General features: G+C 73.9%; 11 protein-coding genes and 2 pseudogenes. 4 read left to right on the plus strand and 9 right to left on the minus strand.

Translation table 11 applies throughout. From position 1 onward, the window contains the following. Positions 1-219: 219 nt before the first annotated feature. Together JNW91_RS15405 and JNW91_RS15410 are read right to left on the minus strand one after the other, a co-directional pair. Positions 220-980: pseudogene (locus JNW91_RS15405) on the minus strand (sulfite exporter TauE/SafE family protein); the annotation flags it as partial. 322 nt (positions 981-1,302) lie between these two features. Continuing rightward, positions 1,303-1,767 carry an RrF2 family transcriptional regulator gene (locus tag JNW91_RS15410; protein WP_007462839.1) on the minus strand — a complete coding sequence of 155 codons (465 nt, stop codon included), beginning with the start codon at positions 1,765-1,767 and terminating at the stop codon, positions 1,303-1,305. A gap of 221 nt (positions 1,768-1,988) precedes the next feature. On the opposite strand from JNW91_RS15410, the pseudogene JNW91_RS15415 reads away from it, so the two are divergent. Then, positions 1,989-2,654, plus strand: a pseudogene (locus tag JNW91_RS15415) (YceI family protein). Positions 2,655-2,709: 55 nt separating this feature from the next. Here JNW91_RS15415 and JNW91_RS15420 read toward each other — a convergent pair. From JNW91_RS15420 to JNW91_RS15435, 4 genes are all read right to left on the minus strand, one after another. After that, positions 2,710-3,594, minus strand: coding sequence for an acyl-CoA thioesterase (locus JNW91_RS15420; RefSeq protein WP_203175877.1), 885 nt, complete (start codon positions 3,592-3,594; stop codon positions 2,710-2,712). Then, positions 3,591-5,039, minus strand: coding sequence for a pyruvate kinase (pyk, locus tag JNW91_RS15425; RefSeq protein ID WP_203175878.1), 1,449 nt, complete (start codon positions 5,037-5,039; stop codon positions 3,591-3,593). Before pyk ends, JNW91_RS15420 begins: the two co-directional genes overlap by 4 nt. Before the next feature lie 199 nt (positions 5,040-5,238). Next, the gene (locus JNW91_RS15430) at positions 5,239-6,621 is read right to left on the minus strand and encodes an FAD-binding oxidoreductase (RefSeq protein WP_203175880.1); all 1,383 of its coding nucleotides are present in this window, start codon (positions 6,619-6,621) and stop codon (positions 5,239-5,241) included. A 129-nt stretch (positions 6,622-6,750) separates the two neighbouring features. Then, on the minus strand, positions 6,751-7,116 hold the full coding sequence (locus JNW91_RS15435) for a YciI family protein (protein ID WP_139587157.1): 366 nt from the start codon (positions 7,114-7,116) through the stop codon (positions 6,751-6,753). A gap of 220 nt (positions 7,117-7,336) precedes the next feature. On the opposite strand from JNW91_RS15435, the gene JNW91_RS15440 reads away from it, so the two are divergent. Together JNW91_RS15440 and JNW91_RS15445 are read left to right on the plus strand one after the other, a co-directional pair. Beyond that, entirely contained in the window at positions 7,337-7,657 is a 321-nt protein-coding gene (locus JNW91_RS15440) for a hypothetical protein (RefSeq protein ID WP_203175882.1), read from the plus strand. Further along, positions 7,654-8,118, plus strand: coding sequence for a hypothetical protein (locus tag JNW91_RS15445; RefSeq protein ID WP_203175884.1), 465 nt, complete (start codon positions 7,654-7,656; stop codon positions 8,116-8,118). Before JNW91_RS15440 ends, JNW91_RS15445 begins: the two co-directional genes overlap by 4 nt. 7 nt (positions 8,119-8,125) lie before the next feature. Here JNW91_RS15445 and JNW91_RS15450 read toward each other — a convergent pair whose 3' ends face one another. Together JNW91_RS15450 and JNW91_RS32325 are read right to left on the minus strand one after the other, a co-directional pair. Continuing rightward, the gene (locus JNW91_RS15450; protein ID WP_238425059.1) at positions 8,126-9,352 is read right to left on the minus strand and encodes a CHAT domain-containing protein; all 1,227 of its coding nucleotides are present in this window, start codon (positions 9,350-9,352) and stop codon (positions 8,126-8,128) included. A gap of 122 nt (positions 9,353-9,474) precedes the next feature. Further along, on the minus strand, positions 9,475-12,081 hold the full coding sequence (locus JNW91_RS32325; protein ID WP_238425056.1) for a hypothetical protein: 2,607 nt from the start codon (positions 12,079-12,081) through the stop codon (positions 9,475-9,477). A 202-nt stretch (positions 12,082-12,283) separates the two neighbouring features. On the opposite strand from JNW91_RS32325, the gene JNW91_RS15455 reads away from it, so the two are divergent. Further along, positions 12,284-13,156 carry an aldo/keto reductase gene (locus JNW91_RS15455; protein ID WP_203175888.1) on the plus strand — a complete coding sequence of 291 codons (873 nt, stop codon included), beginning with the start codon at positions 12,284-12,286 and terminating at the stop codon, positions 13,154-13,156. A gap of 23 nt (positions 13,157-13,179) precedes the next feature. Here the strand turns inward: JNW91_RS15455 and JNW91_RS15460 are convergent, their stop codons facing one another. Further along, positions 13,180-13,569, minus strand: coding sequence for an effector-associated constant component EACC1 (locus JNW91_RS15460; RefSeq protein ID WP_203175890.1), 390 nt, complete (start codon positions 13,567-13,569; stop codon positions 13,180-13,182). Between the last annotated feature and the right edge of the window lie 3 nt (positions 13,570-13,572).

The raw sequence follows: 13,572 nt of genomic DNA on the forward strand, positions 1-13,572 counted from the left end.
CGGTCTGCTGACGTCGGCGTACGATCTCCTGTCGCGCCGACCATGACGACGTACGGACACTTCTGGTCGTCGCCGGTCATCGTCTTCTCCAGCAGCTTGCGGCCGGTCGCGGCCTCGTACACCCGCAGACGACCAGCTCGTGCGCACCAGCGGCAGGGTCTGCGGCTTCGGGTCGTCGAACTTGCAGGTGCGGATCGTCGAGCCGGCGCTGACCCGGTCCAGCTCGGCGGACCGGATCAGGGTACGGGCGTTGGTAGCACGATCACGCCACCGACCGCCGCGCCGAGCAGTTGCGCCGGCACGATGCGCACCAGCCAGGCGGCCAACGGGGCGGCGATGAGCCCACCGATCAGCAGCGCGACGACTGTGGGTAGCAGGAACCCCTCGGTGCCCAGTCCGATCAGGAAGCCGACGCTGGCCGCGCCGGCGACCACGAACTCGGCGGTGTCCACCGAGCCGATCACCTTGCGCGGCTCCATGCGGCCGGAGACCAGCAGCGCCGGGGTGGCGACCGGACCCCAGCCTCCGCCGCCGGTGGCGTCGACGAACCCGGCGACCAGACCGAGCGGGCTGAGGAAGCGGCCACGTAGTCGCCCGCCGACCCGGTCGGTACGCAGTGGACGGGCGAAGCGGACCAGCAGGTACGCGCCGAGGGTGAAGAGGATGCCGGCCATCCACGGTGCGGCGGACGCGGTGGAGATCGAGCTGAGCAGGGTAGCGCCGGCGAAGGCGCCGATCGCGCCGGGCACCGCGATGCGGCTCACCACCCGCCAGTCGACGTTGCCGAAACGCCAGTGGGCCACCCCGGCGGCGAGCGTGGTGCCGATCTCGGCCAGGTGCACCGAGGCGGAGGCGGCGGCCGGGGCGACGCCGGCGACCAGCAGCAGCGTGGACGAGGTCAGCCCGTACGCCATGCCGAGCGAGCCGTCGACCAGCTGCGCGGCGAGCCCGACCAGAGCGAGGACCAGCAGCTTGCGCACGAGCGCCCCCTGACTTCTCGGTATCTCCTATCGACTTGGTCGACAATGCGCCACGGGGCGGCCGGGGTCAAGCCCCTGATCGGTGGATGGGACGCCGCCAGGCGACGGCCGGACGGCGCGGCAGGCCCGACGGGCCCCACCGCGAGGCAGGCCCGACAGCCCGGCAAGGCGGCAGGCCCGACAGGCCCGACAGCCCGGCAAGGCAGCAGGCCCGACAGGGCAGCAGGCCCGACAGGCCCGACAGGGCAGCAGGCCCGACAGGGCAGCAGGCCCGACAGGGCAGCAGGCCCGACAGCGAGGCAGCCCGGCGGTGCGGGGTCGGTCAGATCCAGGCGCGCGGGTCGGCGGCCAGCTCGGTGACCCGGGCGGGCAGCGTGCCCGCGGCCACGTCGGCGACGCTGACCAGCTCCAGGATCTCCCGTTCGCTGGCCCGCAGGGCGATCCAGACCTCCTGCAGGGCACGGGCCGGACCGTGGTAGCCGAGCTGCTCCGGGCGCTGCCCGCGTACGTGGGCGAGCGGGCCGTCGATCACGCGGATCACCTCGGCGAGGGAGATCTCCTCGGCCGGGCGAGCGAGCCAGTAGCCGCCCTCCGGACCGCGCTGGGCGTGCACGATGCCGCCCCGGCGCAGCTGAAGCAGGATGCTCTCCAGGAACTTCGGCGGGATCTCCTGGGCTCGGGCGATCTGGTCGGCCGTGACCGGTCGTCCGCGCCCGGGGCCACTGGCCGTCGCGGCGAGCTCCGCGGCCGCGCGGAGGGCGTAGTCGACCCGGGCGGAAAGGCGCATGTCGGCAAGGTTAGCCCGGTGACCAACCGGCCGGACGGGCGGCCCTCAACCGATCATCCACTCGGCCGGCGGGGTGCGTCCCGATCCACCGTCAGGTGGGGCCCGAAAAGCTGCGGCGAAGCGCCCTTATGCTGGGCGGGGAGTACGACTGTCTGACCTTTTTGGCGGCCTCCGGAAACATATTGATAAACACCCGGACACGTCGAGGGGAAGGCAACACGATGACCGATCTCGCCACACGAACCTGGGATGGCATGACCATCCCGGTCGCCGGCACCTATCGTCTCGATCAGGCGCACAAGCGGATCGGTTTCCTGTCCCGGCACATGATGGTGAGCCCGGTGCGTGGCGGGTTCGCCGAGGCGACCGCACAGATCTCCGTGGCGGAGGATCCGCTGCTCTCGTCCGTGACCGCGACCATCGGGGCGGCGAGCATCACCACCGGGAGCCTCGACCGCGACACACACCTGAAGAGTGCCGACTTCCTCGATGTGGAGCGCTACCCCACCCTCGAATATCGAAGCACGGGCATTCAATGGAAGAGCAACGAGGATCCCATCTCAATGGGCACGGTTGCGTAGTCACCGACTCGGCGGACGAGGCCGAAGTCACATTCTCCGCCGCAGTCCGACTCGACGCCCGGACGATTCGTCCTCACCGGCGAGTTGACCGTGAAGGGAATCACCCGGGCCGTCGACCTTCAGGTGAATTTCGGTGGCGCCCGTCGGGATCCGTACGGGCAGAACATCTTCGGATTCAGCGCGACGGCCGAAATCAACCGCGAGGACTACGGCCTGCTCTGGAATGTCGCCCTCGAAAGCGGCGGGGTGCTGGTCGGCAAGAACGTGCACATCGAGATCGCCGGCGAGGCCATCCACCAACCCTGATCCGCGCATCCCGCCAGGAGCGCGCGTGTACGCCTGGCGGGGAGCGGCGACGGTGTCAGGCGCCGACTCGGCGCAGCAGACCCTCCTGCACGGCGCTGGCGATCTGCCGGCCGTCGGTGGTGAACATCCGGCCGGTGGCCAGCCCCCGCGCGCCGGACGCCGACGGGCTCCAGCAGTCGTAGAGGAACCACTCGTCGGCGCGGAACGGCCGGTGGAACCAGAGCGCGTGGTCGAGACTCGCGCCGACCACCCCGCCCGGCCCCCACACCTCGCCGTGCACGGAGAGCACCGAGTCCAGCAGGGTGAGGTCCGACGCGTAGGTGAGAGCGCAGGCGTGCAGCAGCGGATCGTCGGGCAGTTTGCCGTCGATGCGCATCCACACCCGCTGGTGCGGGTCGGCCGGTCGGTCGCCGGGGCGGACCCAGCCGGGCTCACCGACGTAGCGCACGTCGATCGGGCGCGGGATCTGGCCCCAGATCCCCAGCCGCTCCGGATAGCGGGCCAACCGGTCGCTCATCGTCGGCACGTCCTGCGGGGCGGGCACGTCCGGCGGAGCCGGCGCCTGGTGGTCCAGCCCCTCCTCGGCCCGTTGGAAGGACGCCGACATGAAGAAGATCGGCTTGTCGTGCTGGAGGGCGACCGCGCGGCGCACCGAGAAGGAGCGGCCGTCGCGGATGTTCTCCACCTCGTACGCGATCGGCTCGGCCGGGTCGCCGGGGCGGACGAAGTAGCCGTGCAGGGAATGCACGAACCGCTCCGGGTCCACGGTGCGGCCGGCGGCGACCAGGGCCTGACCGGCTACCTGGCCGCCGAACACCCGCTGCGGGCCGACCCGGGGGCTCATCCCCCGGAACGTCATCTCGCCGGTCGAGTCGAGGTCCAACACCTCCAGCAGCTGGTCCACCGCCGCCTGGCCGACTGCGACCCGACCGTCGCTCACTGCAGCGCCCGCGCCGACGCCGCGTCGACCAGCGAACCCAACTGGTGTACGCGCAGCGTGTTGGTCGAGCCGGGGGTGCCGGGCGGGCTGCCGGCCACGATCACCACGTAGTCGCCCGGGTTGGCCCGGTTGAGGCCGAGCAGCGCCTGGTCGACCTGGCGGAACATGTCGTCGGTGTGCTGCACGAACGGCATCAGGAAGGTCTCCACGCCCCAGGTCAGGGCGAGCTGGTCACGCACCTCGGGGACCGGGGTGAAGGCCAGCAGTGGCAGGTCGCAGTGCAGCCGGGAGAGCCGCCGGACGGTGTCACCGGTCTGCGAGAAGGCGACCAGCGCCTTGGCGTTGATGGCGCGGGCGATCGACGAGGCGGCCACGGTGAGCGCGCCACCGTGGGTGCGCGGGTCGTGCTGCAACCGGGGCACGCCGATCGAACCGGACTCGGTCGTCGTCACGATCTTGGCCATGGTGCTGACGGTCAGCACCGGATACTTGCCGACGCTGGTCTCGCCGGAGAGCATCACGGCGTCCGCGCCGTCGAGCACGGCGTTGGCCACGTCGGAGGCCTCCGCCCGGGTGGGGCGGGAGTTCTCGATCATCGAGTCGAGCATCTGGGTGGCCACGATGACGGGCTTGGCGTTCTCCCGGCACAGCTGCACGGCGCGCTTCTGCACCAGCGGGACCTGGTCCAGTGGCATCTCGACACCGAGGTCGCCGCGGGCGACCATGACGCCGTCGAAGGCCAGCACGATGGCCTCGAGGTGCTCCACCGCCTCCGGCTTCTCGACCTTGGCGAGCACCGGACGGAACACGCCCTCCTCGGCCATGATCCCGTGTACGAGCTTGATGTCCTCGGCCGAGCGGACGAAGGACAGGGCGACCAGGTCGACCCCGAGCCCGAGGGAGAAGCGCAGGTCCTCGGCGTCCTTGTCCGACATGGCGGGCACGCTGACCGCCACGTTGGGCAGCGAGACGCCCTTGTTGTTGGAGACCGGACCGCCCTCGGTGACCAGGCAGCGGATGTCGTTGCCGGTGACGTCGGTGACCTCGACGGCGACCCGGCCGTCGTCGATCAGCAGCCGGTCACCGGGCTTCACCTCCTGCGGCAGCTTGCGGTACGTGCAGGAGACCCGCTCCTTGGTGCCGATGATGTCGTCGCCGGTGATCACGACCGAGTCGCCGGTACGCCACTCGTGCGGGCCGTCGGCGAACCGGCCGAGCCGGATCTTGGGACCCTGAAGATCGGCGAGGACGGCCACCGGCTTGCCGGCCGCCTCGGACGCCTCCCGGACCAGTCGGTAGACCGCCTCGTGGTCGGCGTGGCTGCCGTGGCTGAAGTTGAGCCTCGCCACGTTCATACCGGCCTCGACGAGGCCCCGGATGCGCTCCGGGGACGAGGTGGCGGGGCCAAGAGTGCAGACGATCTTCGCGCGGCGTGTCACGCCCATCAGGCTAGTCTCTCCTTCAGGTCGGACTCGTGGCCGACCCCTTGCAGGCAGCGGAACAGGTGTCCAACGACGCGCGGTGCGCGTCGGGCCGGCGGGCAGAACCGCACCGGGAACGTTGTGGCGACGGGCAACGGCGACCGCGCGCCGGGAATCGTACGCCTCCGTCGGCGTGGGCACTCGGGGTGCTCCCGCCGGCGGGTCACCTTTCGGGCACCGACGGGGGCAGGGTGGGCACCGCGGTGAGCAGGTCACGGGGGTCGTACCGCCGCTTGGCCTGCCGCAGCCGCGCCCAGTTCGGGCCGTAGGCCAGCCGGACCCGGTCGGTCTCCTCCGGTGCGAGCAGGTTCGGGTAGCCGCCGGGCAGGGCGAGCGGGGCGAGGGCCGTGGAGGTGCGCTCGGCCCAGGCCCGGTGCGGCCCGGCCGCCTCCCCCGGCGCCCAGACCGCGATGATCTCGGTCAGCAGGTGGTCGGTGCGCAGGCCGAACGCCGTGTCGGCGAGCCGGACCCGGGTGGCCGCGCCGTGGAAGTGGTGCAGGGCCACCGCGGAGTACGGCGAGCTGACCCGCCGGGCCGCGTCGACGAGCGTGTCCACCGCGCCGTCGGTGAGTTCCGGGAGCCAGCGGGTGCGCAGCAGGTAGTGGTTGCCGTCGACCATCCCGCCGTCGAACATCCGCAGCGCGTCGGCGTACGGCATGGGGTTGATCTGGTCGACCAGCGGCGTGCCCAGCGCCCGCAGCCGGTCCATCCACGGCTGCCCGGCGTCCAGGTCCGGGCCGCTGTAGAACGGACAGACGAAGATCACCGGCTCGCCGGCCGGGCCGGGCAGGAAACCGGCCATCACGGTCAGCTCGTCCGGGGCGTCGGCGACCAGCGCGCCGTAGCCGCCCAGCACCGCAGGAGCCTCGGCCAACGCGAACATGATCATGCCGGCGAGTACGGCGGGCAGCCGGTGGGCGCGGTACCGCAGCTCGGTGACCACGCCGACGTTGCCGCCGCCACCGCGCAGCGCCCAGTACAGCTCGGCGTCGTGCCGGGGGTCGGCGGTGACCCGGCGACCGTCGGCGAGGACGACCTCCGCGCCGAGCAGGTTGTCCAGAGTCAGGCCGAACCGGCCGCACAGCGGACCGTACCCGCCGGCGAGGGTGAGCCCCGCCATGCCCACGCCACGGACCACGCCGGTGGGCACCACCAGGTCGTACGGGCGGGCGGCGGCGAGCAGGTCGGTGGCCGTGGCGCCGCCGCCGACGGTCACCGTGGCCGCGTCCGCGTCGACGCGGACCGCCCGCAGACCGGTCAGGTCGAGCACCACACCGCCGTCGCGCAACGCCCGGCCGGCCCAGTCGTGGCCGCCGGAGCGGACCGACACCGGCAGGTGACACCGGGCGGCGACGCGCAGCACGTCGGCGACCTCGTCGGCGTCCAGACAGTGGGCGACCAGCGCGGGCGCGCGGTCCACGGCGCCGTTCCACAGCCGGGTCGTGGCGCCGAACGCGGGATCGCCGGGCTCGTGGAGCCGGTCGCCGAGCAGGGCGCGCAGCCGGGCGGCGGCCGACGCGACATCGGGGGTGGCGGCGGAGACCATGGCGACTCCTCGACCGGGGTCGACCGAGGACGCCGGGTACGCCCTGGCGGCCCTCGCAGGGCGCGACCGTAGCACCGGCGGACGACCGGACGCCGTCACCATCACGACAGCCACCGCTGGACCGCCAGGTCAGCTCTCGGTCTTGACCAGCGGGAACTCCAGCGAACCGGCCGGGCAGAGGAAGGTCAGCACGTCCACCCGGTAGAGGCCGGCCTGTACGGCCGGATCGGCTTCCAGCACGCTGCGGACGTCGTCGACGCTGCCGGTGCGGGCCAATCCGAAGCCGATGGGTGGGTCCGGGTTGCGGGCCGGCCCGTCCACCGAGCCGGCGACCAGGATGATGCCGCGTCGCTGCAACGCCTGCATGTGCTCGGTGTGCTCGGCCTGCAACCGCTGCACGGTCTCGGCGGGCAGGGCCCGCCCGGCCGCGCCGGGATAGATCACGATGCACTCGTACGTGTCGAGGGCGAAGTTGAGCTGCGGCACTCCCGCCATCGGTGCTCCCTCCGGTGTCGCCGGCACGCGCCCAGCGTCGCACGCCGGTGCCGGCCGTACCGGTCGCTCGGCGCAACTGGCCCCGGTCGGGGCGGCGCCGCGCGGATCGGCACCGACCGGAGAGCCGGTCAGGCGCCGAGGTCGACCCGCGGGTCCCCCGGCCCGGATGCCGTGACCGGCTACGGTGGACGGTCCGGGCGGCGCTCATGGGGAGGTCGGTATGCGCGACGACGAGCCGGTGGCGGGCGCGCTGCCGTACGCCGAGGTGACCGACGAGGCGTACGCGGCGCGGGCCGCGGCCGACTTCACGGTGCGCGAGTTCGAGTTCGCGGTGCAGCTCAGCGGGCGGTGCCCGCGCTGCGACCACTCGACCACCAGCACGTTGGTGGACGGGCTGTACCGGCGGGACGCCCCGGCCGTGGCCCCGGAGACCGACTACCGGACGGTGCTCTGCGAGTGCGAGGCCGACCATCCGGCCCGGCCGGCCGGGTTGCGCGGGTGCGGCGCGCACTGGACGTTGCGGCTGGAGGTCGAGGCGTGATCCGGCTGCGCCCGGGGCCGCCCGCGACCGTCGCCGACCTGCATCGCGCCCAGCAGGTGGCGGGTCTGCTGCGTGGCGAGCTGGAGCGGGTCCGTGCGGCGGCGGTGGCCTGGCGAAACGGCCTCGGCGGGCTGTTGGTGGCGCTGGTCGGGTTCAGCCTGATCCGGGGCCGCACCGACGTCACCACCCTCGCGTCGGGCTGGGGGGCGCTGGTCGGCGTCCTGCTGCTCGCCGCGCTGACCGCCGGTGCGGGCGGGGCGTTGGCGCTGCTGCGCGCGGCGCACGGCCGGTTGACGGTGTCCCCGGTGGCGGACCTCCCGCCGGCGCCGCTCGGCGACCATCTGGAGGCCCTGGCGGCGGTCCGCTTCCTGCGCACCGGGGTGTGGCTGGTGCTGCTCTGCACCGCGCTGCTGGTCGCCGCCGTGGGCGTGACCTGGTACGCCCCCGCGCAGCCGCTGTGACGGCTCGTCAGGGGCCGAGGTGGGCGTAACCGGCCCACACGTCGGGTAGCCCGGGCAGGGTGGCGCGGAGCCGGCGGACCGCCTGGTGCAGGGCCGCCGCCGCCCGGTCGGGCGCGATCCCGCCGGGCACCGCCAGACCGTCGTACACGTCGGCGCAGAGCCGCACCGTCAACGCGTCCGAGATGGACCAGAGCGCGCCGATGACCTGCCGGAACCCGGCGAGCTGGAACGCGGTGCCGAGGGTGAGCGCCTCGTCGGGCAGGGCCGCGCCGCCGCGTACCGTCTCGCAGGCGGAGAGGACGGCCAGCGCGCCCGGGTTGCCGGCAGGTCGCCACAGGTCCCGGACGTGCAGCGCGCCCCCGGCCAGCGCGAGGCGTCCCCAGGCCGGGGCGTGCAGGTCCTGTGTGCCGTGACAGGACAGGTGAACGACCGGTTGCTCGGGTAGGGCGGCCAGCACCGCCGCCGGGGTGGCCGCCGGGCCGAGCAGCGAACGGACCCGGGGCAGATACCGGCGGACGATCTCCTCCTCCCGACCGACGCCGGGCAGGTCGGCCAGGCCCGGGGTCTGCGGCATGCCCACCACCAGCGCCGAGTCGACCGGTTCGGGTCGGGACGGCACGCCGCGCCGCGCGTGGGCCAGCGCCCGCAACGAGGCCGTGTACGACGGCACCACCCGGTCCAGTACCCCGTCGCCGCCGTCGAGCGGGCCGGCCGCGTGCAACGGCAGCAGGGTGAGCAGCCCGGTGCTGCACCACCACAGTCGTGGCCAGTGTGGGTCGGACGGCGCCGGGGCGGGCAGGGCCGCGTCGAGCACCGGTGCGGCGACGACCCGCCACAACCAGTCCAGGGTCCGGCCGATCTCGGCCCGTGCCGCCGCCCGGCGACGCTGCGTCGCCGGCTCCGGGGTGTTCGGGTCCGGCGGACCGGTGAGGACCGCGATCGCGGTCAGGAAAGCCGCCGTCCGATTGATCAACTCGGCCAGGGTCAGCTCGGGCAGCGGCGCCAGCTCGACCCGGCCGTCGGCGACGACCAGGGCGTCGCAGCGCCGGGCGGCCACGTTGACCAGCACCACGGGACCATCGACGGCGGCCCCGGCCAGTGCGGCGAACGGTGGCGGGCGCAGGAAGTCGGCGAACCCGGGCCGTTCGCGGATCTCGGTCAACACCTCGCGCCGGCGTACGGCGAGGTCGTACCGCCGCTCCGGAGCGGGCCCGGCCACGCCGGCCGGTGACATCGCGCCGGCCGAGGGCACGGCGAAGTCGTCGAGGGCGGCCTGGAGTTCGGCGAGCCGGGCGGCCAGCCGGGGCGCCTGCGCGCGTAGCGCGGCCAGGTCGGCGCCCGCGTCGTGGGCCCGGGTCAGCAGGACGCCCCGGCCGTACTCCAGCAGTTCGACCGCGCGCTCCGGCTGGTCGAGGGCGATGGCGACCGCCGCCGCGTCGCTGGCCAGCCCGGAGAACAGCCCGAGCAGGCGGGCCTGGTCGTCGGAGTCCATGCCGTGCCAGGCCACCAGGTCGACCAGCTCGATCGCGGTGGCGTACCCGTCGAGCGCCGCCGGCAGGTCGCGGCCGCCGCGGTGCGCGTCGCGTACCACGCGGCCGTCCTGGCGCGCAGCAACGACGGCGCGGCCTCCACCTGGAAGGCGGCGCGCAGCGCCTCGGTCGCCTCGGCTGACGCGGCGGACCCGTCGGCCGCGGCGTCGGCGACCGCTTCGAGGGCGGTGGCGAGGTTGTTCAGGCACATGGTGCGGGCGGGATGCTCGGCGGCCAGCGCGTCGACCGCCCCCCGGTACGCGGCCAGCATGGCCTCCGCGTCGGCGTCGGCGTGTCCCGCCTGGAAGCGCAGCAGCAGCGCGTTGCCGAGGTTGGTGCGGATCCGGTGCCGGTCGGTGCCGGCCGATGGCCGATCGTTCAACCGTTCGAACAGACCGATCGCCTCGTCCAGTGCCGCCGGGTCGTCGCGCAGTCGGTGCCGCAGCAGGTGGGCCAGGGCGAGGGTGGCGACCGTCTGGGCGTACTCGGCCGGTTCGGCGTCCCGCTCGGCCAGGTCGGCCGCCTCGCGCAGGGCGATGATCGCGGCGTCGGAGTCGCGGGCGACACGGGCAGCGATCTGGTCGGCGGATTCACCGCCGGTCGGCAGCGCACCGTCGACGGCGAGTTCGACCCGGCGGTTCAGCGCGGAGCCGTAGTTGGTCAGCGCCAGCATCCGGTCCGGGTGCCCCGGTGGCGCGGTCTCGGTCGCCTGGGCCAGCACACCGATGGCCTCGGTGAGGGTCGCCAGGTCCTGCGTGGAGGCGAACATGGCCTGCAACACCAGGCCCAGGTTCGAGCGGTAGCGGGGCAGCAGGTCGGCGTCCGACGCGCCGGCGGCCACCGCGTCCCGCAGCGCCACGGCGGCCGGCTCCAGCAACGCCGGTTCCCCGGCGAGGTCGGCAAGTTCCCGCAGCGTGTTGCCGAGGTTGTTGAGCACCCGGTGGCGCAGCGGATCGGTGCCGGGCAGCAGCGACTCGGCCTCGGTGAGCGCGTCGCGGGCGGCCCGCAGCGCGTCCACCCCGCCCAGGTCGGCGTGGCCCCGACCCAGCGTGTGGCCGAGGTCGGCGAGCCGGCGGGCCCGCCGGGCCGGGTCCCGCGCGGCGGCGACGGCGTCGCGCAGCAGCCGCACCGCCTCGGTGATGTCGTCGACGCGATGTCGCCGCTCGTACCGGTCGACCAGCAGGGCGGCCATGGCGTACCAGATCTCGCCGCGGTCCGGTACGCCGTGGGTCGACCCGACCGCGCCCACCGCCCGGTACGCCTCGATCGCGGCGTCGAGGTCGGCCGGGGCGGCGTCGGCCTGGTGCCGCTCGGCGAGCAGGGCGGCGAGCCCGACCCGCGCGGTGCCGGCCAGGTCGGGTGGGAGCCCGCCGAACCCGGTCAACGCCGACCGGTACGCGTCGACAGCGGCGTCCCGGTCGGCGGACGCGCGGTCGCGCAGGAACCGTTCGGCGAGGGCCGTGCCGTGCAGCGCGGCGACCCGGGGGTCGCCTCCGTCGCGGGCTGCGCCGAAGGCGTCGATCGCCTCGTCGAGGTCGCCGGGCCGCCCGTGCAGCCACCACCGGTCGCGTAGCCGCTGCCCCAGGTTGGCCCGTGCCATCGTCCGCACCGGGGCGGTCGCGCCGGCGGTCCGGGCGGCGTCGCGCAGCAGGGTGATCGCCTCGTCCAGGTCGGCCGGGTCGTTGTCGGTGTCGTACCGGTCGCCCAGGACGTTGCCGAGGTTGAACAGCCGCACCGGACGTTCCGGGTCCCCGGCCCGGGTGGACTCCAGGCTCTCCCGGTGCGCGTCGATCGCGGCCGGCAGGGCGCGCCGCCGGCCGAGGTGTTGGAACTGGTCGCGGTGCACCTTGCCGAGGGCGGACAGATAGTGCGGCCGTTCCGGGGCGTCGGGCGAGGTGCCGGCGACCGCCTGCCGCAACAGCACCTCGGCCCGGTCGGCTGCCCGGTAGTCGTGGCTGGCCTCCGCCGCGCCCATCAGCAGGACCGCCTCGACGTACTGGGCACCGGCCGCGTCGTCCGCCGACCGGGGATTCGGGGGGCGACGCGCCGGGACGGGAGTGCGGGGGTCCGGGACGCGGGCGTCGCCCGGTCGATCCATGCCCAGGACGGCGAGCAGCGAAGGCGGCACCTCGTGCGGGGCCAGGCGCAGGAGGGACTCGGTGAGCTGAACGGCCTGCGCGAGGTCGTCGGCGTCCTCACCCGCGGGCAGCAGCTGGTAGCGGTACGAGTGCCAGCAGGCGAGCAGGACGATGCCCTCGACGACCTGCTCCGGCGGCAGCCCGTCCGCCGGCGCGCCGGACAGCAGCTCGAAGACCGCCTCGGCGTCGCGGATCGCGCCGGAGTCGAGCACCTCGCGGGGGTCGACGGTGGCCGCGAAGCGATCCAGTCGCTCCCGCAGACGGCGTACCGGATCGGGCCTGAACCGTCGCCACATCGCGCCTCCCCCGACCGGCCTGGTTTCAGGGGTAGCAGACCGGACAGGGCGGACGCCAGGGGTAGGAACACGCAAATTCCGGGCAGTCGTCGTGTCCCCTCCCACACGCCCTGCGGGGATACGGCGGCGGGATTCGGGGGATCATCAGCGGGGCGGCGGGTGGCTGGCCTCCCGCGGCGACGACACGATTGGGGATCCGCGTATGGCGACCGACATCAGTAAGCAGCCCGCGAAGGCGTCCGGCACGTACCGGATCGGCGGCGACGTCACGGTCAACCGGCTCGGCTACGGGGCGATGCAGATCACCGGCCCGGGTGTCTGGGGCGACCCGAAGGACCCGGCCGAGGCGCTGCGGGTGCTGCGCCGGGCGGTCGAGCTGGGCGTGACGTTCATCGACACCGCCGACTCGTACGGACCGTTCGTCTCGGAGTTGCTGATCCGCGAGGCCCTGCACCCGTACGCCGATGACCTGGTCATCGCGACCAAGGGTGGGTTCACCCGGGCCGGGCCCGGCGACTGGCGGGTCGTCGGCCGCCCGGAGTACCTGCGTCAGCAGTGTGAGCTGAGCCTGCGTCACCTCGGCCTGGACAGCATCCCGCTCTACCAGCTGCACCGGATCGACCCGAAGGTGCCGCTCGCCGATCAGCTGGGTGAGCTGGCGTTGCTGCGCGAGGAGGGCAAGATCCGGCACATCGGGCTGTCCGAGGTGAGCGTGGAGCAGATCGAGCAGGCCCGCGCGATCACCACGATCGCCTCCGTGCAGAACCTGTACAACCTCGCCAACCGCAGCGCCGAGGACGTGCTGGAGTACTGCGAGCGCAACGATCTCGCGTTCATCCCGTGGTTCCCGATCGCGACCGGTGAGCTGGCCCGGCCGGGCGGCCCGCTGGACGCGATCTCCACCGGGCACGGCGCCACGCCCGCCCAGCTGGCGCTGGCCTGGCTGCTGCGCCGCTCGCCGGTGATGCTGCCGATCCCGGGCACGTCCTCGGTGGCGCACCTGGAGGAGAACGTGGCCGCGGCCGACGTGCGGCTCACCGACGACGAGTTCGAGGCGCTCGCCAAGGCGAGCTGACCCGCCGGTCGGACGCCGTCGGTTCAGCCGGCGGTGTCCGACCCGGACTCCCGGGCGGCCCGCAGTGCCTCGGTGGCCTGGGCCAGCAGGCGAGCGGAGTCGGTGCGCCCGGTCACCTGGAGTTCCACCTCGGTGTCCCCGGCCTGGATCCGGATGCTGGCCTCGGTGCGTTGCTGGTCGACCCAGGACTGCAGCAGGTTGAACAGCCCCGGAAGCAGCCCCTGGGCCAGCACCGCGATGATCACCGCGTCGCTGAAGCCCGGCCGTCCCCCACCATTGGCCTGACGGACCACGGGCCGGTACGCCGGGCTGCGGTGGATCCAGTCGAGCAGGGCGACCGGTGGCGGTTGCCGCTGCCGGGGGTTGATGGTCAGCCGGACGGGCAGCCGGGCCGCGGGGTCGCTGTCGGTCACGAT

The organism is Micromonospora parastrephiae (genome assembly GCF_016802865.1).
Lineage (GTDB): Bacteria > Actinomycetota > Actinomycetes > Mycobacteriales > Micromonosporaceae > Micromonospora > Micromonospora parastrephiae.